At 35.1% G+C, this 21,403-nt stretch carries 21 protein-coding genes; 4 read left to right on the plus strand and 17 right to left on the minus strand.

The genetic code is table 11. From position 1 onward, the window contains the following. Positions 1-39: 39 nt before the first annotated feature. The 12 genes from rsgA to ACODST_RS08935 form a co-directional block, all read right to left on the minus strand. Positions 40-1,017 carry a ribosome small subunit-dependent GTPase A gene (rsgA, locus tag ACODST_RS08880; protein WP_488931762.1) on the minus strand — a complete coding sequence of 326 codons (978 nt, stop codon included), beginning with the start codon at positions 1,015-1,017 and terminating at the stop codon, positions 40-42. Positions 1,018-1,156: 139 nt separating this feature from the next. Further along, a complete protein-coding gene (locus ACODST_RS08885; RefSeq protein ID WP_488931763.1) occupies positions 1,157-4,663 on the minus strand; it encodes a DUF2135 domain-containing protein in 3,507 nt (1,168 codons plus the stop codon). A gap of 326 nt (positions 4,664-4,989) precedes the next feature. Further along, positions 4,990-6,072, minus strand: coding sequence for a bifunctional 3-deoxy-7-phosphoheptulonate synthase/chorismate mutase type II (locus ACODST_RS08890; RefSeq protein WP_109190752.1), 1,083 nt, complete (start codon positions 6,070-6,072; stop codon positions 4,990-4,992). A 13-nt stretch (positions 6,073-6,085) separates the two neighbouring features. Beyond that, positions 6,086-6,943: a prephenate dehydrogenase gene (locus ACODST_RS08895; protein ID WP_488931764.1), complete on the minus strand. Its 858-nt coding sequence runs from the start codon at positions 6,941-6,943 to the stop codon at positions 6,086-6,088. A 106-nt stretch (positions 6,944-7,049) separates the two neighbouring features. Further along, positions 7,050-8,195 carry a pyridoxal phosphate-dependent aminotransferase gene (locus ACODST_RS08900; protein ID WP_488931765.1) on the minus strand — a complete coding sequence of 382 codons (1,146 nt, stop codon included), beginning with the start codon at positions 8,193-8,195 and terminating at the stop codon, positions 7,050-7,052. Between the two features lie 85 nt (positions 8,196-8,280). Further along, a complete protein-coding gene (locus ACODST_RS08905) occupies positions 8,281-9,108 on the minus strand; it encodes a prephenate dehydratase (protein ID WP_488931766.1) in 828 nt (275 codons plus the stop codon). Positions 9,109-9,514: 406 nt separating this feature from the next. Then, entirely contained in the window at positions 9,515-9,814 is a 300-nt protein-coding gene (locus tag ACODST_RS08910) for a type II toxin-antitoxin system RelE/ParE family toxin (RefSeq protein WP_488931767.1), read from the minus strand. Then, complete coding sequence (locus ACODST_RS08915) at positions 9,815-10,021, minus strand: addiction module protein (RefSeq protein WP_488931768.1); 207 nt, start codon at positions 10,019-10,021, stop codon at positions 9,815-9,817. It abuts the gene before it with no gap. Positions 10,022-10,211: 190 nt separating this feature from the next. After that, the gene (locus ACODST_RS08920) at positions 10,212-10,493 is read right to left on the minus strand and encodes a hypothetical protein (RefSeq protein ID WP_488931769.1); all 282 of its coding nucleotides are present in this window, start codon (positions 10,491-10,493) and stop codon (positions 10,212-10,214) included. Between the two features lie 270 nt (positions 10,494-10,763). After that, positions 10,764-13,157, minus strand: a complete 2,394-nt coding sequence (locus ACODST_RS08925) for a ribonucleoside-diphosphate reductase subunit alpha (RefSeq protein ID WP_488931770.1) — start codon at positions 13,155-13,157, stop codon at positions 10,764-10,766. 265 nt (positions 13,158-13,422) lie between these two features. Beyond that, on the minus strand, positions 13,423-14,400 hold the full coding sequence (locus ACODST_RS08930) for a ribonucleotide-diphosphate reductase subunit beta (RefSeq protein ID WP_179001755.1): 978 nt from the start codon (positions 14,398-14,400) through the stop codon (positions 13,423-13,425). Between the two features lie 338 nt (positions 14,401-14,738). After that, positions 14,739-15,308 carry a DUF3109 family protein gene (locus tag ACODST_RS08935; RefSeq protein ID WP_488931771.1) on the minus strand — a complete coding sequence of 190 codons (570 nt, stop codon included), beginning with the start codon at positions 15,306-15,308 and terminating at the stop codon, positions 14,739-14,741. Between the two features lie 298 nt (positions 15,309-15,606). On the opposite strand from ACODST_RS08935, the gene ACODST_RS08940 reads away from it, so the two are divergent. From ACODST_RS08940 to ACODST_RS08950, 3 genes are all read left to right on the plus strand, one after another. Further along, the gene (locus ACODST_RS08940) at positions 15,607-16,185 is read left to right on the plus strand and encodes a MarC family protein (RefSeq protein ID WP_488931772.1); all 579 of its coding nucleotides are present in this window, start codon (positions 15,607-15,609) and stop codon (positions 16,183-16,185) included. Positions 16,186-16,286: 101 nt separating this feature from the next. Further along, positions 16,287-16,487, plus strand: coding sequence for a hypothetical protein (locus tag ACODST_RS08945; RefSeq protein WP_488931773.1), 201 nt, complete (start codon positions 16,287-16,289; stop codon positions 16,485-16,487). A 4-nt stretch (positions 16,488-16,491) separates the two neighbouring features. Beyond that, positions 16,492-17,097 carry an FAD-dependent oxidoreductase gene (locus ACODST_RS08950; RefSeq protein ID WP_488931936.1) on the plus strand — a complete coding sequence of 202 codons (606 nt, stop codon included), beginning with the start codon at positions 16,492-16,494 and terminating at the stop codon, positions 17,095-17,097. Positions 17,098-17,275: 178 nt separating this feature from the next. Here ACODST_RS08950 and ACODST_RS08955 read toward each other — a convergent pair whose 3' ends face one another. The 5 genes from ACODST_RS08955 to ACODST_RS08975 all read right to left on the minus strand — a co-directional run bounded on the left by ACODST_RS08955 (position 17,276) and on the right by ACODST_RS08975 (position 20,673). Then, positions 17,276-17,593: a hypothetical protein gene (locus tag ACODST_RS08955; RefSeq protein WP_488931774.1), complete on the minus strand. Its 318-nt coding sequence runs from the start codon at positions 17,591-17,593 to the stop codon at positions 17,276-17,278. Positions 17,594-17,681: 88 nt separating this feature from the next. Beyond that, positions 17,682-18,047 carry a nuclear transport factor 2 family protein gene (locus tag ACODST_RS08960; RefSeq protein ID WP_488931775.1) on the minus strand — a complete coding sequence of 122 codons (366 nt, stop codon included), beginning with the start codon at positions 18,045-18,047 and terminating at the stop codon, positions 17,682-17,684. A gap of 18 nt (positions 18,048-18,065) precedes the next feature. After that, positions 18,066-19,643: a S41 family peptidase gene (locus ACODST_RS08965; protein ID WP_488931776.1), complete on the minus strand. Its 1,578-nt coding sequence runs from the start codon at positions 19,641-19,643 to the stop codon at positions 18,066-18,068. After that, entirely contained in the window at positions 19,640-20,074 is a 435-nt protein-coding gene (locus ACODST_RS08970) for a deoxycytidylate deaminase (protein WP_488931777.1), read from the minus strand. The genes ACODST_RS08965 and ACODST_RS08970 overlap by 4 nt, the downstream gene beginning before the upstream one ends. A gap of 5 nt (positions 20,075-20,079) precedes the next feature. Further along, a complete protein-coding gene (locus tag ACODST_RS08975) occupies positions 20,080-20,673 on the minus strand; it encodes a HupE/UreJ family protein (protein ID WP_488931778.1) in 594 nt (197 codons plus the stop codon). 168 nt (positions 20,674-20,841) lie between these two features. Between ACODST_RS08975 and ACODST_RS08980 the strand changes: the two genes are divergently transcribed. Next, on the plus strand, positions 20,842-21,273 hold the full coding sequence (locus ACODST_RS08980) for a tellurite resistance TerB family protein (RefSeq protein WP_488931779.1): 432 nt from the start codon (positions 20,842-20,844) through the stop codon (positions 21,271-21,273). The last annotated feature ends 130 nt before the right edge of the window (positions 21,274-21,403 follow it).

The raw sequence follows: 21,403 nt of genomic DNA on the forward strand, positions 1-21,403 counted from the left end.
GATTGGAATTTGGAATTTAAAAATTGGAGCTTAAATTTTTTACTTTCTTGTTTCATCACTCGCCGCACGGTCTTCGCCATAAATATCGGTACGATAATGCTCTTCGTCTCCTTCAAGGATTTTAAGATAACTATTATAGCGTGACCAGGCAATTTCATCATTCTCCAATGCCGCTTTAATAGCACAATGCGGTTCTTCCTTGTGCAGGCAGTTGTTGAACTTACATTGGTCTTTCAGTCTGAAAAATTCCGGAAAATAACCACTGATTTCTGTTGGCTCCATATCGACAATTCCGAAACCTTTGATTCCTGGTGTATCAATAATCCGGGCATCAAAAGACAAATCGTACATTTCGGCAAAAGTAGTGGTGTGCTGCCCCTGTTTGCTTTGTTCTGAAATGACAGAAGTTTTTAAATGAAGACTTGGTTCCATAGCATTTACCAAAGTCGATTTTCCAACTCCAGAATGCCCAGAAAACATGCTTACTTTTCCAATCATCATTTCTTTCAGCTTGTCAACACCTTTATTTTCTGTGGATGAAATGCGGAGACATTTATATCCAATTTCCGAATAAATATGCTGTAAATATAACTGATCGTCTAAAGTTTGATCGTTTAGTGTATCGATTTTATTAAAAATAAGAATAGCTTCGATTCCGTATGCTTCGGCAGTGACCAAAAAACGGTCAATAAAACTTGTAGTTGTCGGCGGATTATCTATTGTAACCAATAAAAAAACCTGATCGATATTGGAAGCAATTATATGAATCTGTTTAGACAAATTAACCGATTTACGAACGATATAGTTTTTTCTTTCGTGAATATTATGAATCATTCCGGTCACAGCATCGGATGTTTCTTCTAATTCATAATCGACTATATCGCCTACAGCAATTGGGTTGGTACTTTTGATACCTTTAATCCTGAATTTCCCTTTCATACGGCATTCCACAAAATCACCTTTTTCAGATTTTACGGTGTACCAGCTTCCTGTAGATTTATAAACGGTTCCTGTCATTCTTTAATATTAGATTGCTGATTTTAGATTTCAGATTGCTCTTTTAAATCTAAAATTAAAAGGCAAAATTACGTTTTTAGAATTGAACAACGCAACTTCGCCTTTTAAATTTAAAAGACAGTATTTTAATTTACAGTCTTTACCAGTTAATTTCAGCTAAATTTTGATTCTCTTTTATTTTTCCTAACTGAATTGTTTTTAAAGTCCGGGATGTTTTTCCTGCTTTGGTGGTATAAATTTCAACCATTAATGTTGCCGGGCCATTTTCAGTTAATTCCGTTTCTCCAAAATAATTGGTTTTAATTTGGTATTTGCCCTTTATGGCATTTCTGATTATATATTGTTCCGGGCCATACCCTTCTGTAAAATCTTTAGAAAATCTGCCGCCAATTTGTGTAGAAGTATGACTGTAGTAACACTCTTCATTTGTTGGCTCAATTACATGCAGATCCAAATCAACATCCATTTGGTTCCAGTTCATGATAACTCTGATATCAACCGGCATTTTTGCAAGGTACTTTTTATCAAGCTTTCCTGTTTTTATACCCGAATGTTCTGTTACCATACGATTAAGATCCATTAAAATAATATCTTCCACACCTTCATACTGACCGCTCATTTCTCCATAATAATTTACTTCAAGACCTTTAATTAATTGATTAAAAGCTTCCTGATATTTTCCTGCATCTTCGAGCGCCAAAGCATAATCTCTAAAACTCTGCGGTTCGTGTTCTCTCCATTTTGCAACCTGTTTTGCAGTAAAAACGGCATCATCATAATCTTTCCACTGACGCAGAGTATAAGTCAGCGTTTTATAAAGCTGATGATTTTCTAAACCTAAATCGGCGATATTACTGATAATCAGTAATGCCTTTTTAACATCGCCCTGATTGTAGAAAAAGTGAGCTGCATCAAAATAAAAACTTGGGTTTCGCTCCTGTGTTTTTCTTAATTCGAAATACAAATCATATTGTTTTTCTTTTGGTGCCGATGCCAATGCTTTTAAATATAAGCGATCCGGATTCCAGCTTTTTGTCTGGACAATACTATTATTGGAAGAATTCTTTTTTGTTGTTATAATAATAACTCCGTTTACTCCTCTGCTGCCATAAGCAAAAATTCTCGAAGCATCTTTCAAAACATCTACTGATTCAAAATCATCTGAATCTAAATCGGTCAATTCACCCTCATAAAACTGACCATCAACTATAAGTAAAGGTTTCTTGGCATCTCCATCTGAATAACCTTTTTGCAAATCTGAATCTTGGGGAACAAATGTAATCTTTGAAGTGTTTTCTCCAAGAGCACCTGTTACATCTGATTTTTTTTGTGCTCCATAACCTACTACAATTATGTCTTTCGATTTCACATTGTTTGAAACTTCGCTTATTACTTCACTTCGTCTAATTGGAATTTCATTACTATTTGAAGATTCTTTTACCTGGACTCCTGACACTTTACCACTCAAAGTCTCCGACACATTTACACTTTTTGAAAGCTCTTGAACCGCAATAGTTTGAATAGCACTTGTAACTTCTTTCTTTTTAGATATTGCCGCATAACTCGTTATAACGACTTCCTTCAATTCATCAGGTTTTGCCTCTGTTTTTTTGAGGTTTTCTTCACTGACTTCTTCCGCTTTCGCAACTACAGGCGCAGCAAATTTTATCTCATCCACTTTTGGCGCAGATGGAGGACTAGCTTCTATCGCATCTGATTGCGGCGGCAGACTGGCTGCAGCAGATGTACCAGCAGCAACTGGCACATCGTTCACAATTTGATCAGAATATCCATATATTGTTCTTTGTCTTTTATACTTAAACTTAGACACTACTTTCTGCCCTTTATACTTAATATCCTTTTTCCACCAGACATCTAATCCATTAAAATAACTTTCAATACTTTCCCAGTTATTTTTTTGCTGTGCTAAAGCTGCATCACTTTCCTGTTTTTTAATTTGGTCAAATTCAGGACGTAATTCTGCCGGCGGTACAATATCGTACAAAATATAATCTCTTACATTTTCCAGAACAATTAGTGAAGTATTTTTGGTTACAATTCCGAATTTCTTTCCAAGAAGCTCAATCTCATCAGCATTTTTGGCATATTCCAATTCAAGACTGGCGATTTTTTTCTGAGCCCAAAGTTTGTCCACATTAATATCGCTGGTATTTTGAGTTCCGGCATTAAGTGTAACTTTTCTTTCTAAAACTACTTCATTATTGTAACCGAATAACAAAGTGATTTCATTTTTTGGATTTAAAGAAATACCTGAAAAACTAAAATTCCCCGAAACCGAAGTCCCTTCCATTGGAAATAAATCGGTTACGGTTACATTCTCTTTTATACCCAAAAACTTCAAATTGGTATTCATCAGTTTATCCAAAGCAGTTTCAGTATCTATCTGATTTAAATTGATAAAATCAGCTCCGGTTTTCATCGACGAGAAATTCAAAAAAGCAAAATCAGCAGAAACGGAAGAGGTAAGAGTATAAACAGGTTTTTTAGTTTTTGGCAGAAGATTTTCACTTAAAGAGGATAATCCATCTGTAAAAAACAAATATTCATCCTGACCCGTAAAGTTCAATTGCGAATAACGAGTTCCCCCGTCGTATCTCGTTTTTTCTAAAACTGCTTTTAAAGCATCCCAATTTCCATTAGAAATACTAAATTCCTCCTGTTTTTCGAAAGTGTAATTTAAAAAGTACAATATAACTTTTGTGTTTTTTATTTTCTGAAAATACGCATCCAGCAAATCCAATTCCTTCTTTAGATCACGATTCTGGCAGCTCAAAGAATTATCCCAGATTAAACCGATTGAAGCCGGTGTTTTCTTAGTCACTTTATTTGCTTCAATAAAAGTATTTCCGTAAAAATAATACTGTCCGCCAGCATCCTGCATTACAACACCTGGAATATTTTGCTGAACCGGAATTTTAAATACTATTTTTTCTGCAGGCTGATAATTTTCTTTTTTTACAGAAGCCTGAAAAACCTGATTCCATTTTGAAAAACTAATTTCGTTTCCGGAATTTTCAGTAACAGTTGGTGCTGTTGAAGCTCCTAAAACCGAGACATTAATTTCAAACTGATCTAACTTTTTCGGAAATCGGCTTACTAATTGATACGCCAGATTATCTTTATCAAAAGCCGAAAGTTCTTCTTCATAACCAATAACAACAGTTCGTTCTCCATTTGGTAACAGCGGATAAATTCTGGTCCTGAAATTATTTCCATCGACTTTCTCCAGCAATCCCGGGTCAACACGACGATGTTCGATTGCTTCAAAAACCTGTTTCCCTTTGTTTTTATTCACCGGAACAGCTTCACGTAATTTCCCGTTTATATCAATAGCATATCTGGAAACGGAAACATTTTCCGGAAGCGGAAAAATAAGTTCTGCTTCCATTTGTCGTGTACCTGAATTAAAAAAGTGCATTTCGGCAGTAGTACAAGCAATGTTTCCCACCACTTTTACATTGACAAAAAGCTTATTCATTCGCACTTTTTCTGCTTCTTCCCCTTTCACGGTTAATTCAGGGCTTTGTGCAAAAGTTTTTGTTCCAATAAAAACCAGAAAGAAAAACAAAACATTCCAATTCATTTGAAAAATGTATGGCGCAGACGAAAACAATTTTAATTTCATGATACAAAAATTAAGGTTCATATTGTTATAGAGAACAAAAACTTCTAAAAGGTTGGGAAGATAATTATTTTTTTGTCCGTTTAATCTGCAAAATCTTAGGGCAAATATTTTTCCTCCCGGATTTTGGAGATTAGCCGATTTATTTTCTATTCAAAAGGAATAATCTGATTACTTATTGATCCAAAAAAAAATCCCCAAAGCCCGAAAGCAATGGAGATTTAATATAAAAAAACAATCTACTTTTAAATGCGTGATATAATAAAACCCTAAGGCTGTTTTTAAACCAGCTTAAATTATCTTATATCACTTATATAATTTGAAGAAAATTAGGCATTGAAAATTTTCTCCTGGTGTCCGATACTTTCTTGGTGAATCGCTTTGAACATTCTTAAAACGAATTCTTCAGTAAGGCCTTTTTTCTCACCTTCTAAAATCATTTTCCCTAAGATTTCGTTCCAACGGTTGTTTTGAAGAATCGCAACGTTAGCGTCTTTTTTCACCTGACCAATTTCGTCAGCTACTTTCATACGTTTTCCTAATAACTCTAATAAGTTAGCATCCAAAACGTCGATGTTAGCTCTTAGTTTAGTCATTTTTTGGCTGTACTCATCTGTAGTATCATCCGTTTTTCTGATAGTCAAATCTTTGATGATTTGTTTCAAAGCATCTGGAGTAACTTGCTGCGCAGCATCAGACCAAGCGTTGTCCGGATCGATATGCGTTTCGATGATCATACCGTCGTAGTTCAAGTCTAAAGCTTCCTGAGTTACTTCGAAAATCATTTTACGATCTCCGGTAATGTGAGATGGATCAATGATTAATGGTAAATCAGGGAATTTATTTTGCAATTCGATAGCAATCTGCCACTCCGGAATATTTCTGTATTTTGTTTTTTCGTAAGTAGAGAAGCCTCTGTGAATAACTCCTAATTTTTCGATTCCAGCCATGTGTAAACGTTCAACACCACCTAACCATAAAGCTAAATCCGGGTTTACTGGGTTTTTAACCAAAACGATTTTATCAGTTCCTTTTAAAGTATCTGCAATTTCCTGAACTGCGAAAGGGTTTGCAGTTGTACGGGCACCCACCCATAAAACGTCGATATCATATTCTAAAGCCAGTTTACAATGCGCTGCAGTCGCCACTTCAGTTCCCATTAATAAACCAGTTTCAGCTTTTGCTTTTTGTAACCATTTTAATCCAATTTCTCCAATACCCTCGAATCCTCCCGGACGCGTTCTTGGTTTCCAGATTCCGGCTCTGAAAACGCTTACTTTAGAATCTTTCAATTCGTGAGCGATTTTCAATACCTGATCTTCAGTTTCTGCACTACAAGGTCCAGCTATCACAAGTGGGTGATTTAAATTGAAATCTTCTAACCACTTTCTCATTTCTTTCTTATTTTCCATTTTATTATAGTTTTTACTTTTTAATTGTTAATCCGTTTAATATCTCTTTTATTTTATTTGTGCTTTCCATTTCTTCAAAAATGGCGTTGTAATCTTCTTCTTTTAGCAAATCCCTAAACCGACTGAGATTTGCGATATAAGCTTCTAAAGTTTCCAGAACGTGTTCTTTATTCTGCTTAAAAATGGGGGTCCACATTGCTGGGGAACTTTTGGCTAAACGAACGGTACTTTCGAATCCACTTCCCGCCATATCAAAAATATCCTGTTCGTCTTTTTCTTTGTTCATTACTGTTTTCCCAAGCATAAACGAACTAATGTGCGATAAATGCGAAACATACGCAATGTGTTTGTCATGCGAAACCGGATCCATATATCGAATTCTCATTCCTATTGAGGTAAAAAGATTCAATGCTTTTTCCTGCAGTTTAAAGGCCGTTTTTTCGACTTCACAGATAATGTTTGTTTTTCCCTGAAACAAACCTCTTATTGCTGCTGATGGTCCCGAAAACTCTGTTCCTGCAATTGGATGCGTAGCAATAAAATTTCTTCTTTTCGGATGACTCGCAACTGCTTCACAAATTGGCTTTTTAGTTGACCCTACTTCAAAAACAATTGTTTTATCTCCTACAGTGTCCAAAACTTTTGGCAGAAGTGTCAGCGCCACGTCTACCGGAACCGAAACAATTACAAAATCGGCTTTTTGTAAATCTTCAAAACTTCCTGCTTCGTCAATAACTCCTAAATCAATTGCCTGCTGCAAATGCTGTTCGTTGCTGTCAATTCCCAAAATAGTCGCATCAGGATAACGTCCTTTGATGTCCAGCACCATCGAACCGCCTATTAATCCTATTCCTATTACGTATACTTTCATAATCTTTTTTAAATTCCAAGTTTAAAAATTCCAAATTCCAAAAGGCTTCGACTTCGCTCAGCCTGACAATCTAAAATCTTAATACTTAATTCTAAAGTCTTAATACTTAAAACCGATCAATCGCTTCCTGTACTTTTTCTTCTTTTACACACAATGAGAATCTGATATAACCTTCGCCGTTGCTCCCAAAAATGGTTCCCGGCGTAATGAAAATATGTTTCTCGTATAATATTTCGTCAATGAACTTCTCTGCTGATTCGATTCCTTCCGGAAGTTTTGCCCAAACAAATAAACCCACTCCTTCTTTATATACTTTACAATTTAACTTTTCTGCTAATTGCTCCGTTAATTCTCTACGGCGTCTGTAAATTTTGTTTTGATCTTCAAACCAGGATTTATCACATTTTAAAGCTGCGATTGCGCCTTTTTGAATTCCGTAATACATTCCACTGTCCATGTTGCTTTTTACTTTTAGAACCGCATCGATAATTTCAGGATTTCCTAAAACCATTCCGACTCTCCAGCCTGCCATGTTGAATGTTTTACTTAACGAATTCAATTCTAAAGCCACATCTTTTGCTCCTTCAACCTGCAGTAAACTCATTGGATTATCATTCAAAACAAAACTATACGGATTGTCGTTGATCAATAAGATATTGTGTTTTTTAGCAAAAGCAACCAATTTTTCAAATAACGCTAAACTTCCTCTCGCTCCTGTCGGCATATGCGGATAACCCAGCCACATGATTTTTACTTTCGAAAGATCTAATTTTTCTAAAGCTTCGAAATCTGGTTCCCAGCCATTTTCTTCTTTCAAGTCATAATAAACCGGAACTGCCTGAACCAAATTGGTTACCGAAGTATACGTTGGATAACCTGGATTCGGAATTAAAACGTGATCACCTTCATTTAAAAAGGCTAACGAAATGTGCATAATTCCTTCTTTCGAACCCATAAGAGGTAAAATCTCATTATTCGGATTTACTTCAACACCAAACTGATCACGATAGAAATCCGCCATCGCCTGTCTCATTTCCGGTAACCCCTGATAACTTTGATAGCCATGTCCGTTTTCGTCCTGAATTGCCGCAGCGACTGCTTCAATTACTGCTTTTGACGGACTCAAATCAGGGCTTCCAATTCCCATGTTGATGATCGGTTTTCCTTCAGACATCAACTGACGAACTTCTCTTAGTTTTGATGAGAAGTAGTATTCTTCAACTGTGTCTAATCGTTTTGCTGTTGTAATCATTGTTTTTATTGCTTTAGGCCATAAGCTGTAAACTTTAGGCTTTTCTATTTTAACTTCTAACTCTTAACTAATAACCCCTAACTTTTTAAGGTCTTGTATTTCTATATTCTCCTAATACTTTAAAATATTCTGCCATTATATTTAAGAGCGACTTTGCTTTTGCGTAATCTTCGTATTTCTCGAATGTCACGTCTACGAAGAATGAATATTTCCAGGGCGTTTCGATTTTTGGAAGCGACTGGATTTTGGTTAAATTCAATTTGCAGTCGCTCATTACATTCAAAACTGCTGCTAAGCTTCCTCTTTTATGATCTAATTCAAATTTCACGGATGCTCTGTTGATTTCGCTTTCCGGTAAAAAAGAATTTTGTCTTTTAATGATTACGAAACGAGTCATATTGTTTTTAATCGTTTGAATCGATGATGCAATAATATCCAGATCGTACATTTCAGAAGCGGTTACACTTGCAATTGCTGCAATTCCTGTTAACTGCTTTTCCTGAATTCTTCTTGCTGTTTCAGCCGTATCTTTATCCTCAACCAATTTAATATTGGGATATTGTTTCAGGAAATCCATGCATTGCAACAATGCCATTGGGTGCGAATGAACTTCTCTGATATCTTCAATTTTCTGACCTTTTAAAGCCATTAAATTTTGCTGAATGTTTAAATAATGTTCTCCAATAATGTGCAGATTGTTCTTGTCAATCAAAGCATAATTTGGAATAATCGGACCCGCAATTGAGTTTTCAATCGCCATAACGGCCTGATCAGATTTTCCGGCAATAAGGCTGTCGATCAGTTCTTCAAAAGACAAACATTCATCAATATCCACATTTTCAGCGAAATACTCTTTCACAACCTGATGATGAAATGATCCTTTAATACCTTGTATTGCAATTTTAGTTGTCATATAGTCAAAAAAAAATCCTGATTTGCATCAGGATTGTATATTAGTTTTATTTGTCTTAATTTTTATCTCAAATAACCATAGCACAATCCTGACTTCTACTAAAGAAGAAATAAAAATTGTTGCTAAAATAAAAACGGTTAGTTGCCATTTTGTTTGTGTTATTTTGTAAATTCTCTGCGAATGTATAAATTATTTTTAGTGCACCAAAAAAAAGATTGCATTTTATGAAACAAAAAAGGATTTCTTAACAAATTTAGCCAGTTTTGTATGATAATATAAAAATATTGGCTTAAAATGAGAATATTAGAATGAGGTTCTAAGGTTCTGAGATGCTAAGGTTCTAAGTTTTTTCGCCACGAATTAACGAATTAGTGCAAATCATTCTAGTTAATATTTCAAATTTAATTTACAAACCTAATCTTTTAGACCAATTTTTAGGAGAACGAGAAGTGTGAAAAATCCCAAGAACAATTATTTCCTCTTTTTCGAATCTATAATGAATCCCGTAAGGAAATCTTGAAATGAATAGAATTTTAACATTCTTATATTTCTTTTGGAACGCATTTGGATTCCTTAAGATTGTATCTATTCCAGCCTCTAAACAAAGTTCAAAATCATAAGAAAGTCCAATTCTTTGCTCTTCATACCAAAGCACAATATCTTCGATATCAAATAAAGCTTCTTTTACAAAATGAAGTTTATACACTTATCGCAAAGATTTTAAATGAGCTTTAACCTCGTCCCAAGTATATAATTCTGTTTTTCCTTCCTCTAGATTTTGAATACGAATATCCAATTCTCTTTTTACATCATCAGAAATTTCTAAATCTTCTTTAGAAACACTGTCCCATAATTGTTCCGCCAAGACAATCTTTTCGGCATTACTGTATTTAGATAGATTTTTGATGTCCATATTTTTATTATTAAAACTAACGTTTACAAATTTAATCAAAAAATATAGTGAATTTTGTTTCTTTTTTTTCACCATAAGCTAAACAATAGTGAGCAGGCGAAACAATTCACGAATTAGCGCAAATCATTGTTATTATTTAATTCCATTTTCCGAATTATGCCCTGAATCAAAATAATCTTATCTGCTCAGTTTATTTAAAAATCAGGAACTCATCTACAACTTCCTTATTCTTGTCAACATATAAAAAGTAGCTTCCCGTATTAAACAGTTTTTCATGCTGATGAAGAGACAAATTAATTTCAATACAGGGAGTTGGAATAAAATCGTGATCCACAAGAATAGAAATTGATTCTGGAACAATACTGTCAATTTTTTCATATTCATATTCTTCACTATCTATATTCTGAAAATATTGTAAAGCAAGACCATAAAGTTCTTTTTTATTTTGACTCGTTGTTTCTAATAAATCCATTTGTTTCCATTTACATTAATACAATTCGACAATTCTGCTCCTAATTAAAGTTAAAATCCCTTTAGCATAAAATTCATCAATCACTTAACCCGTTCACTATCGTCCCGAATCACGACTATTCTTAAATAAACACAAAAGCAGCTATCATAACAATAACTGCTTTCTATAATTCTAAGAATAAATCTCTCTGCTCTCTGCTCTTTATTCTATTCTCTTTATTCTATTCTCTTTATTCTATTCTCTTTCGTCTTTCTTCTTAAGAAAAAAAAATTAAGATCCACACATTTCACAATCCTCAGGACCTGCAGCTTGTGCTTTGAGCAACATGGCTTTGTAATCCTCAACACTGATTTCTTCAGTTTCTGCAACTAATGCCGGAGCTGTTTCTTCTTTTTTATCGTTGTTTAACGTGAATTTAATCGCATCTACAGCCGCTTTTGTTCTTAAGTAATACATTCCTGTTTTTAAACCTGACTGCCAGGCATAGAAATGCATTGACGTTAGTTTAGAATAATTGGCATCCTGCATGAACAAGTTCAATGACTGTGACTGGTCAATAAAGTATCCTCTCTGACGGGACATATCAATAATATCTTTCATTGACATTTCCCATACAGTTTTGTAAAGATCTTTTAATTCCTGAGGAATAATATCAATATTCTGAACAGATCCGTTATGACGCATGATTTCCTGTTTCAGGGTTTCATTCCATAAACCTAATTTTACCAGGTCTTCCAGTAAATGTTTGTTTACTACGATAAACTCTCCTGACAATACACGACGTGTATAGATGTTTGAAGTATACGGTTCGAAAGCTTCGTTGTTTCCAAGGATCTGAGAAGTCGAAGCTGTTGGCATTGGCGCCACTAACAATGAGTTACGAACTCCGTGCTCCATTACTTCTTTTCTTAGTGAAGCCCAGTCCCAGCGGCCTGATAATTCTTCATCTTTTAATCCCCACATATTGTACTGGAATTCTCCCTGTGACATTGGTGATCCTTTAAAAGTTGAATAAGGCCCTTCTTCTTTTGCCATTTCCATAGAAGCGGTTACAGCTGCAAAGTATAAAGTTTCAAAAATTTCCTGGTTTAATTGTTTCGCCTCATCACTTGTAAACGGCATACGAAGCATGATAAAAGCATCTGCCAGCCCCTGAACACCTAATCCAACCGGACGGTGGCGCAGGTTTGAGTTTTCGGCTTCCTGTACCGGATAATAATTACGATCAATAACTTTGTTCAGGTTACGGGTTACACGTTTGGTTACTTTGAAAAGTGATTCGTGGTCAAATTTTCCGTTTTCAATAAACATTGGCAGCGAAATTGAAGCCAGGTTACAAACCGCGATTTCATCTTTAGAAGTAAACTCCATAATCTCAGTACACAAGTTTGAAGAACGGATTGTTCCTAAATTCTTGTGATTTGATTTACGGTTTGCCGCATCTTTATACAACATATATGGTGTTCCGGTCTCGATTTGAGATTCCAGGATTTTCTCCCACAATTCACGGGCACGGATTGTTTTTCTTCCTTTGCCCTGTGCTTCATATCCGGTATACAATGTTTCGAATTCTTCTCCGTACACATCATACAAACCAGGACATTCGTTAGGACACATTAAAGTCCAGGTTGAATCTTCCTGAACACGTTTCATAAACAAATCTGAAGTCCACATAGCGAAGAATAAATCTCTCGCACGCATTTCTTCTTTACCAGTATTTTTCTTTAAGTCAAGGAAATCAAAAATATCGGCATGCCAGGTTTCGATATAGATCGCAAAACTTCCTTTACGTTTTCCACCACCCTGATCTACGTAACGAGCGGTATCGTTGAAAACTCTCAACATCGGAACAATTCCGTTTGATGTTCCGTTTGTACCGCGAATGTATGATCCAGTTGCACGAACGTTATGAATAGAAAGCCCGATTCCTCCTGCCGACTGCGAAATTTTTGCTGTTTGTTTTAACGTATCGTAAATACCATCAATACTATCATCCTGCATGGCCAAAAGGAAACAGGAAGACATTTGTGGTTTTGGAGTTCCCGCATTAAACAACGTTGGCGTTGCGTGCGTGAAGAACTTTTTAGACATTAAATCATAGGTTTCGATAACCGATTTTAAATCGTCTAAGTGAATACCAACTGAAACACGCATTAACATATGCTGTGGTCTTTCGACAATTTTCCCGTTGATCTTAAGAAGATAAGAACGCTCTAAGGTTTTAAAACCAAAGTAATCGTAATTAAAATCTCGTGTATAAATGATATGAGAATCTAAAAAAGCTGCATTTTCCTGAATTACTTTATATACATCGTCAGCAATTAAAGGTGCGTCCTGACCATTTCTTGGATTCACATAATGATACATATCTTTCATTGTTTCAGAGAAAGATTTTTTTGTATTGGAATGTAAGTTCGAAATTGCCACACGAGCTGCCAGCTGTGCATAATCAGGATGCGCAATTGTCATCGATGCTGCTGTTTCTGCCGCAAGATTATCCAGTTCAGAAGTAGAAACCCCATCATACAATCCTTCGATAACTCTCATGGCTACCTTTACAGGATCTACAAGCTCATTTAAGCCGTAACACAATTTTTTGATTCTTTCTGTAATCTTATCAAACATTACGGGCTCTCTGTGGCCATCTCTTTTTACTACATACATAAGCTTACCTTTTATGGTTATTGAAAAAATTAAAGTACCTGGAAAACGAATCCCAGTACTGAAACATTGCGTGTTTTTAAATTAATTTTAGAGAATTACTAAATTCTCAATAGTTACCCGTTTCAAATTCAGTAATCGAATTTAAATACGTCAAAAATTGCTATTGAACCTGCGACTTGGGGAAAGAGGCTCAACCTTAAATAAATAATCTGTAATCTTTTTTCAGCATCTCTTGAAGAGCAGACGCTAAAAGTATTTTTGCTGCCTAAAAATCTGCATCGAATGAAATTTTCTGAGCATCACTGTCATTGTTCATCACACCTGACTTTTGGTACTCTGCAACACGTTTTTCAAAGAAATTAGTTTTTCCCTGAAGCGAAATCATGTCCATGAAATCGAATGGATTGGCTGATCCGTATACACGCTCACATCCTAATTCAACCAAAAGTCTATCGGCAACAAACTCTAAATACTGTGTCATTAAACCAGCATTCATACCAATTAAACTTACCGGAAGAGATTCAGTTACAAACTGTCTTTCGATATCCAACGCATCCACAATAATTTCTTTGATTCTTTCTTTTGGCACTTTATTTACCAAATGGTGATTGTGCAGGTGAACTGCAAAATCACAATGTACGCCTTCGTCACGGGAAATCAACTCATTAGAGAAAGTCAAACCTGGCATAAGGCCTCGTTTTTTCAACCAATAAATAGAACAGAAAGCACCCGAGAAAAAGATTCCTTCAACTGCAGCAAAAGCAATAAGTCTTTCTGCAAATGAATCAGATTCGATCCATTTTAAAGCCCATTCTCCTTTTTTAGCAATTGCAGGGAACACTTCCAAAGCATTAAACAACTCTGTTTTTTCAGCTTCATCTTTTACATAAGTATCAATTAATAAAGAATAGGTCTCACTGTGAATATTCTCCATCATAATCTGAAATCCGTAGAAAAACTTCGCTTCAGCATATTGAACTTCGTTTACAAAGTTTTCGGCTAAGTTTTCATTTACGATTCCGTCAGATGCAGCAAAAAACGCTAAAATATGTTTAATAAAGTATCTTTCGTCGTCATTCAGTTTATTGTTCCAATCTGTCAAATCCTGGTGTAAATCGATTTCTTCTGCAGTCCAAAAACTCGCTTCCATCTTCTTGTACCATTCCCAAATATCATGATGTTTAATCGGAAAAATAACAAAGCGGTTTTTATTTTCTTGTAATATTGGTTCGATTTGTGACATGACTGTTTTTCTTATTTTTTTTAGTGTTTTTTTACCCTTAAAATAGGCATTACAAAGATTGTCATTTCATGCCAAAAATAAAAGCCAAACTTATTCACAATTGATCGGAGTTTTTAACAACACCTAAAAACTGCTATATTTTTCATACAACAATTAAATACCTGAAAACAAGTATTTTAAAATCCAAAAAAAAGGTTATAGGAGCTGTAAAATATAGACTTTTAAATCTAAAAAGCAAGAAATTTTTAATAGTTTTAAAAACTTTTTTTTGAGTTAAAACTTTATTTTTTTGAGTCAAAAAAAGCCCTTAAAAAGGGCTATATAAAACGGTATAATTTTTAGGAATTTTTTAGTTCTTCGGCTACTTTTTCAAGCTCCAGATACCAGTCTTCACCAAAACGGCGGATCAGTGCTTCTCTTACAAATTTATACACCGGAACTTCTAGTTCTTTTCCCAGAGAGCAGGCATCATCACAAATATCCCAACGATCATAATTTACTGCAGCAAATTCAGTAAAGTCTTTTACACGAATTGGATACAAATGACAGGAAACAGGTTTCTTCCAGCTGACAATACCCTGGTTATACGCCTGCTCTATTCCGCAAAGCGCCGTTTTTCCGTCAAAAATAACATAAGCACAGTCTTTATTATCTATAAGCGGCGTTTCCAGATCGCCATCAGTTCCGGTTACCCAGGTTCCCTGCGCTTCGATTGCTTCAATCCCCTCTTTTCTTAAAAAAGGTTTTACTTTTGGGTAGATTTCTTCTAAGATTTTAGTTTCAGCCTCATTTAAAGGCGCACCCGCATCCCCATCAACACAACAAGCTCCTTTACAGGCCGACAAGTTGCACACAAATTCTTTTTCCAGAATGTCTTCTGAAACAATAGTTTTCCCTAACTGAAACATGATATTATTTTTAAAGTGCAAAGATAATCAAAGAAAGGAGATAAAACACGGCAAATGTTTAACTGCAAAGCGCACAGGGGAATTATCCAAAGTTCGCAAAACATTATCAATTTTCAGCCTTGCGAACTTTGCGTAATTTCTTTGCGAATCTTTTCGGCTAAACCATACATTGTTACAAATATCACTTTTTTAATATATAAAACATGTTTTTATAACAAAAATACATTTTAGAGAAAAAACACCTAACTTTATTATCTACTTTTGCAGCAGTTTTTTAAACCCTTAAAATCAAAACGATATGTTAGAAATCGACTTTAAAGAAATCATTACAGTCAGTATGGTCCTTTTTGCCGTAATTGATATAGTAGGTTCTATTCCTATTATTGTAAACCTTAGAGCAAAAGTGGGACATATTGAATCCGAAAAAGCTTCTATTGTGGCCGGTGCTATAATGATTGTTTTCCTTTTTGTTGGAGAAGGTTTATTAAACTTAATTGGTATCGATGTACATTCATTTGCGGTAGCGGGATCTTTTGTTTTATTTTTCCTTGCCTTGGAGATGATTCTGGGCATCCGTATTTATCGTGACGAAGAACCGGGTTCTGCTTCTATTGTTCCACTGGCTTTTCCTTTAATTGCCGGAGCCGGAACTATGACTACTTTACTTTCTTTACGATCTCAGTTTCATACCATAAACATTATTATCGCCATTATCCTTAATATTATATTGGTTTATATTGTTTTAAAGTCGTCTAAAAAGATCGAAGATTTATTAGGGGAAAACGGACTTGGTGTGGTGCGAAAGACATTTGGAGTGATCCTTTTAGCAATTGCTGTTAAATTATTCGCTGCTAATGTTAAAGGTTTGTTTGTCTAGGATTTATTTTTATACTTTTACCCCCATAAAATTTCTAAAACACAACTTTAAGGTATTTCCGTAAAGTTTACTTGAGTATTTTAGACCAACAAACAACCAATATGAAAATCTTTACTTCAATCTTAGTCCTTTTAGCATTAGCTTTAATTGTTTTCAATATTACGCTATTAGACTTTAACAATCCTTTTCAGGGGGACAGCATGGTAGCTTTTATTGGGATCGCTGCTTCCTTTTGTGCCGTATTGATTCTTTTGATTTTTAGAATTTCAAAAAGAATTGAAGAAAAAACAAACGGTCGATAATACTATGTATGACGTTTTAATTATTGGCGGAGGTGTTTCTGGTATGTCCTGCGCTCTGGTTTTGGGTTCTGCGAATAAAAAACCTTTTGTTACCGACAAAAAAATCGGAATTTTTACACACCAGAAAAATTCTTCTTTACAGGAAGCCATTTTTTATAATGCTTACGGAATAACTCCGGGAAAATTAGGATCTGAATTACTAAGTGAAAGCACACAGGATTTAGCCTCAGCTTATCCGCACATTGATCAGATTCCAGGCGAGAAAGTAATTAAAGTCGAAGGTACTTTTCCGTCCTTTACGGTTATTACCAACAAAAATTCCTATCAGACTAAAAATATCGTTGTTGGAATTGGTTCTGCCAACACTTTTGATATAGAAGGTTTAATGCAGTATGTAGAACCACACAAAAAAGCATTACCGGAAAAACAGCGCATTCAGCTTAAAAATGAAGATCATAAAGTTGCTGACGGTATTTACGTTATTGGAACTTTGGCAGGATGGAGAAGTCAATTAGCAATTGCTGCAGGAAGCGGTGCTGCTGTTGCTACAGATATACTTACCTTATGGAATAACGGAGTACAGACTCATGCTCACGACAGCATTCGATAATTTTTTTATTTACCATTATAGAGATTAAGAAAAGTTAAGTTTTACACGTATACAAACTTAATTTTGAAGCTGCATTAAAAAAAGCATAAAAAATTAAAACCATTAAGAGATTAAAATAAAAGCCTCAAAGCTTAATAAACTTAATCTCTTAATGGTTTAAAATTTTATTTATGTTTCGTTATTTTACCGAAACGATTTCTGTTACTTTAATATGATTCTCATCTTCGGTTTTCCATTTTTCTCCTTTTACAGCAACTACATCACCAATTTTTAATTGTTTGTAGTTCTGAGGTCCGCCAACGTTGACAATGCTGATAGTAGCAAAATATACTTCTTTAGTATCTGTATTGATTTTTGCCGTGTAACCGTCTTTCCCGCTTTCAATCGATTCTACTTTTCCTGAAACTACACTGTTTGCATCATTTTTCATAGTCGTACAAGAGATCACAAAAGCCATTAACATGGCCAGCACACTGATTTTTTTAAAATTTTTCATATCGTTCGTTTAACCACAAAGCTCGCTAAGATTTACGCAAGGTCCACTAAGTAGTATTTTAAATTAATATTAAATTCCCATCCAAAATTTATGCCAGCTGAACACAGCTTCCGGCAATAACTTTTAGGGAATTTTCAGTTTTTTTCCAAACCCTGATATATTTGAACACTCCATTTACGGGAGTCGTGTCGTAAATTCCTTTTAATGAAACCGTAACCGCAACCACGGCTGTATCGTCAATCATATTAATAATTTGATCCGAGGCTTCCAAAGTTTCTATTTTCATTTTTCCCGAACGATACGTATTCAGATCAAACTCTTTGGTAATGGTCTGCCCATCCGGCATATTAAAAAGAAGATCTTCATGAAGCAGTTTGTCCAAAGCCTGAATATCGGCTTTTTTAATTGCGGTTAAAAGCTCTATTTCGGCCGTAACAATCAGGTCTTTTTCCATCAAATTAGAAATTTAGAGTTATTTCTTCGGGTTCAGAATTGTTTTTATCATGGCATCCTCTTTTAAAATCACATCATAATAATACATTTCACCATATAACTGACGTGCAAACTCTGCTGTAATATATCGATTCACCAAGGCTTTGGTTTTATCCAGTTTTAAATCCAGACCAGTCATTAAAATATAGTTTTTAAACTTTTTGAAATAGGCGTCTGAATTTTTCATTTTAGCCAGAAACTCATTAAAATGAAGACCTGCAAAGGCATTTCGGTCTTTATCAAGTTCTTCAAAAACAAAATGTCCTACAATTCCGGTTTGAAGCAGATAGGCTACATTTTCGTTGCCATGCTCAGCTTCCATTGCAACAAAAACATCCGGAACGATTCCGCCGCCGCCGTATACAATTTTACCTTTCGGCGTTTTGAATTTTAAAGAATCCGCTACTTTTATGCTGTCTTTTGCATACAGTTCTCCGGTTGCAATTCGTGATTCTGATTCTTTAAAATATTCTTCGTTTCCTTTTTTATAAGGTTTCTGAATAGATCTCCCGGTTGGTGTGTAATATCTGGCTACGGTAAGACGAACTGCCGATCCGTCGTTAAAATCCATTTCACGCTGTACCAGACCTTTCCCAAAAGAACGGCGCCCTACAATAGTACCACGATCGTTATCCTGAATGGCACCTGCTAAGATCTCACTGGCCGAAGCACTGTTTTCGTTAATTAAAACATACACTTTCCCGGTTTCAAAACTTCCTGCTTTTGTAGCATACGTTTTTTCAGTGGTTCCGTTTTTATTTTTAGTAAAAACAATCAGCTGTTTGTCTTTCAGGAATTCATCGGCAATAGCAATTGCTTCTTCCATATAACCGCCGCCGTTATCACGAAGGTCAATTACAAGTGACTGGATTCCTTTTTGTTTTAAGCGGGTTAAACCCGTTTTGAATTCATTAAAAGTAGTTTCGGCAAAACGGTTGATTTTTATATAACCGGTATTATTTCCAATTAAAAGGGCGGCATCGACACTTTTTATCGGAATGATATCTCTTTTAATTTTAAACTTAAGTTTCTTTTGTTCTGATTTTCTAAAAACTGTGAGTTCGATTTCAGAGCCTTTGATACCTTTTAATTTTGAAAACAAACTGTCGGAAGGCAGTCTTCTGCCGTATAATTTGGTTTTTCCGGCATATAAAATACGGTCTCCTGATTTCAAACCTGCTTTTGCTGAAGGTCCGTTTTCTACCGGTTTTATAATCGCAACGGAATCTTTGTACATATAAAAGTTAATTCCGATTCCTACGAAATCACCTTTCATACTTTCGGCCACCTCGGCCTGTTCGCTTGGCGGAATATAAACGGAATGAGGATCTAATTTAGAAAGGATATTATCGACAGTCAGATTTACGATGGAATCCGTATTAACGCTGTCCACATATTCGGTATTGATAAAATCAATTAGCTTATTCAGCTTCGTCTTGGAGTAATTTTTAGCCAAAAGCTGATCATCTGCGGAAGCATTTGTCAGACTTCCTGTCACGGTTCCCAGGGCAAAAACCGCCCCGATAACGATTGGCAGATATTTAGGATTAAATTTCATTGCTCTTCTAAAACAGGAATATGTTCGACCTCAACACCCGCTTTCATCAGAAATTGTATTCCGGAATCATCACGATATCCGTCCTGATACACGACTCTTTTAATTCCGGACTGATGGATGAGTTTACTGCATTCTTTACACGGTGAAAGAGTGATATACAAGGTCGCTCCTTCACACGACTGTGTTGACCGGGCCACTTTCAGAATGGCATTTGCTTCGGCATGCAGCACATCCCAGCGTGTTAATCCTTCTTCATCTTCACAGCAGTTTTCAAATCCGGAGGGTGTCCCATTGTATCCGTCAGAAATAATCATTCTGTCTTTTACAATAATGGCGCCCACCTTTTTACGTTTACAATACGATAAGAGGCTCCATTCTTTAGCAATCCTCAGATAAGCCTTATCGTATTTGTTTAATTTTTTTACTTCCATTTATTTTATCTGTTCCAAATCGGACTTTCTATAATCATTGGAATTACCACTCCAATAATAAAAGCCGACATTACAAGTGCCCAGTCGCGTTTTGAAAAACGAAAAACCGTCTGTACGATATACGATATTACCAAAACAACAAAAACCACTACGAGCTGTGCTGCTTCTATTCCTAAAGCAAACTCTCCCAAAGGTAATAATTTTGATACTGCCGATCCTCCTAAAATTGTTTTGAAATAATTAGAAAAACCTAAGCCATGAATAATACCAAAGAATAAAGTTATGAAAAAGACGAGATTTATGCTATCATTTTTTGAAGTCTTTCCTGCTGTAAACAAATGATACAGTGCCGTAATCAAAATAGTTATCGGAATCAGGAACTCTACTATATTTACTTTTATGGCAATAATTCCAAAAACCGATAGTATCAAAGCAAGAGTATGACCAATTGTAAATACTGAAACCAGCAGTAAAATACGTTTCCAGTCCTTAAACATATAAGGTACTGTTAATGCAATTAAAAAGAGAACATGGTCGTAAGCATTGATATCCAGAACATGCTTTAAGCCTATTTGAAAATAAATCCAAAATTGTGACATAAGTAAACAAAAATTAAATAATTAGGGGTTGTAAACTTACAATTAATTTTGATAATTAAAGATTGGCTGTATCAAATCGTTCAATAAAAATAAGTTAAATTTTATGAGAATTTTAAAATCAATAATTTAAAAATAGGACTATATTTGTTCAATAAAAACCTATTAATTATGCCATTTTCAGAATTATTTGATAACGAATTCAAACAAAGAAACAGAGGTCATTTCTCTGCGATTGTTCGTGTAGCTTTTGCTGACGGTAAAATAAGCCCGGAAGAACAGGAGTTTTTGGATAAAATTGCTTCTACATTACAAATTTCAGAAGACGAATATAAAGAAATTCTTAAAGACCCGTGGAAACATCCTATAAATCCGCCTTACTTATATTCTCAGCGTTTAGAGCGTTTGTATGATTTAGCCAGAATGGTACATGTGGATCATCATCTGGGAGACAAACAGGAAACTATGCTGGTACGTATCGGACTTGCATTAGGATTTACTCCAGGAAACGTAAATTATATTGTGGCAAAAGCATTATCTCTAATCGATAAAAAAGTAGATTTAGATACTTTCCTTTTCGAAATGGAGAATATGAATAAATAAGTATTCAGTGTTCCGTTTTTTACTGATGCTGAATTGAAACTAAAACGAATTATAAACCCGACAGTTTTGAAAACCTGTCGGGTTTATTGCTTTTTGAAACCTGAAAGAAAAAAAACTGTCAGGTTGTCCA

The sequence above is a fragment of the Flavobacterium sp. FG19 genome (assembly GCF_057809475.1).

Excerpts from the sequence above, each read along its gene's own strand:
- ACODST_RS08955 (WP_488931774.1), bottom strand. The coding sequence starts at position 17,593 with ATGAAAAATTTTAAAAAAATCAGTGTGCTGGCCATGTTAATGGCTTTT.
- ACODST_RS08945 (WP_488931773.1), top strand. The coding sequence starts at position 16,287 with ATGAAAATCTTTACTTCAATCTTAGTCCTTTTAGCATTAGCTTTAATT.
- ACODST_RS08950 (WP_488931936.1), top strand. The coding sequence starts at position 16,492 with ATGTATGACGTTTTAATTATTGGCGGAGGTGTTTCTGGTATGTCCTGC.
- ACODST_RS08905 (WP_488931766.1), bottom strand. The coding sequence starts at position 9,108 with ATGACAACTAAAATTGCAATACAAGGTATTAAAGGATCATTTCATCAT.
- ACODST_RS08940 (WP_488931772.1), top strand. The coding sequence starts at position 15,607 with ATGTTAGAAATCGACTTTAAAGAAATCATTACAGTCAGTATGGTCCTT.
- ACODST_RS08885 (WP_488931763.1), bottom strand. The coding sequence starts at position 4,663 with ATGAAATTAAAATTGTTTTCGTCTGCGCCATACATTTTTCAAATGAAT.
- ACODST_RS08925 (WP_488931770.1), bottom strand. The coding sequence starts at position 13,157 with ATGTATGTAGTAAAAAGAGATGGCCACAGAGAGCCCGTAATGTTTGAT.
- ACODST_RS08975 (WP_488931778.1), bottom strand. The coding sequence starts at position 20,673 with ATGTCACAATTTTGGATTTATTTTCAAATAGGCTTAAAGCATGTTCTG.
- ACODST_RS08960 (WP_488931775.1), bottom strand. The coding sequence starts at position 18,047 with ATGGAAAAAGACCTGATTGTTACGGCCGAAATAGAGCTTTTAACCGCA.
- ACODST_RS08935 (WP_488931771.1), bottom strand. The coding sequence starts at position 15,308 with ATGTTTCAGTTAGGGAAAACTATTGTTTCAGAAGACATTCTGGAAAAA.
- ACODST_RS08920 (WP_488931769.1), bottom strand. The coding sequence starts at position 10,493 with ATGGATTTATTAGAAACAACGAGTCAAAATAAAAAAGAACTTTATGGT.
- ACODST_RS08970 (WP_488931777.1), bottom strand. The coding sequence starts at position 20,074 with ATGGAAGTAAAAAAATTAAACAAATACGATAAGGCTTATCTGAGGATT.
- ACODST_RS08890 (WP_109190752.1), bottom strand. The coding sequence starts at position 6,072 with ATGGAAAATAAGAAAGAAATGAGAAAGTGGTTAGAAGATTTCAATTTA.
- ACODST_RS08915 (WP_488931768.1), bottom strand. The coding sequence starts at position 10,021 with ATGGACATCAAAAATCTATCTAAATACAGTAATGCCGAAAAGATTGTC.
- ACODST_RS08965 (WP_488931776.1), bottom strand. The coding sequence starts at position 19,643 with ATGAAATTTAATCCTAAATATCTGCCAATCGTTATCGGGGCGGTTTTT.
- ACODST_RS08930 (WP_179001755.1), bottom strand. The coding sequence starts at position 14,400 with ATGTCACAAATCGAACCAATATTACAAGAAAATAAAAACCGCTTTGTT.
- ACODST_RS08980 (WP_488931779.1), top strand. The coding sequence starts at position 20,842 with ATGCCATTTTCAGAATTATTTGATAACGAATTCAAACAAAGAAACAGA.
- ACODST_RS08900 (WP_488931765.1), bottom strand. The coding sequence starts at position 8,195 with ATGATTACAACAGCAAAACGATTAGACACAGTTGAAGAATACTACTTC.
- ACODST_RS08895 (WP_488931764.1), bottom strand. The coding sequence starts at position 6,943 with ATGAAAGTATACGTAATAGGAATAGGATTAATAGGCGGTTCGATGGTG.
- rsgA (WP_488931762.1), bottom strand. The coding sequence starts at position 1,017 with ATGACAGGAACCGTTTATAAATCTACAGGAAGCTGGTACACCGTAAAA.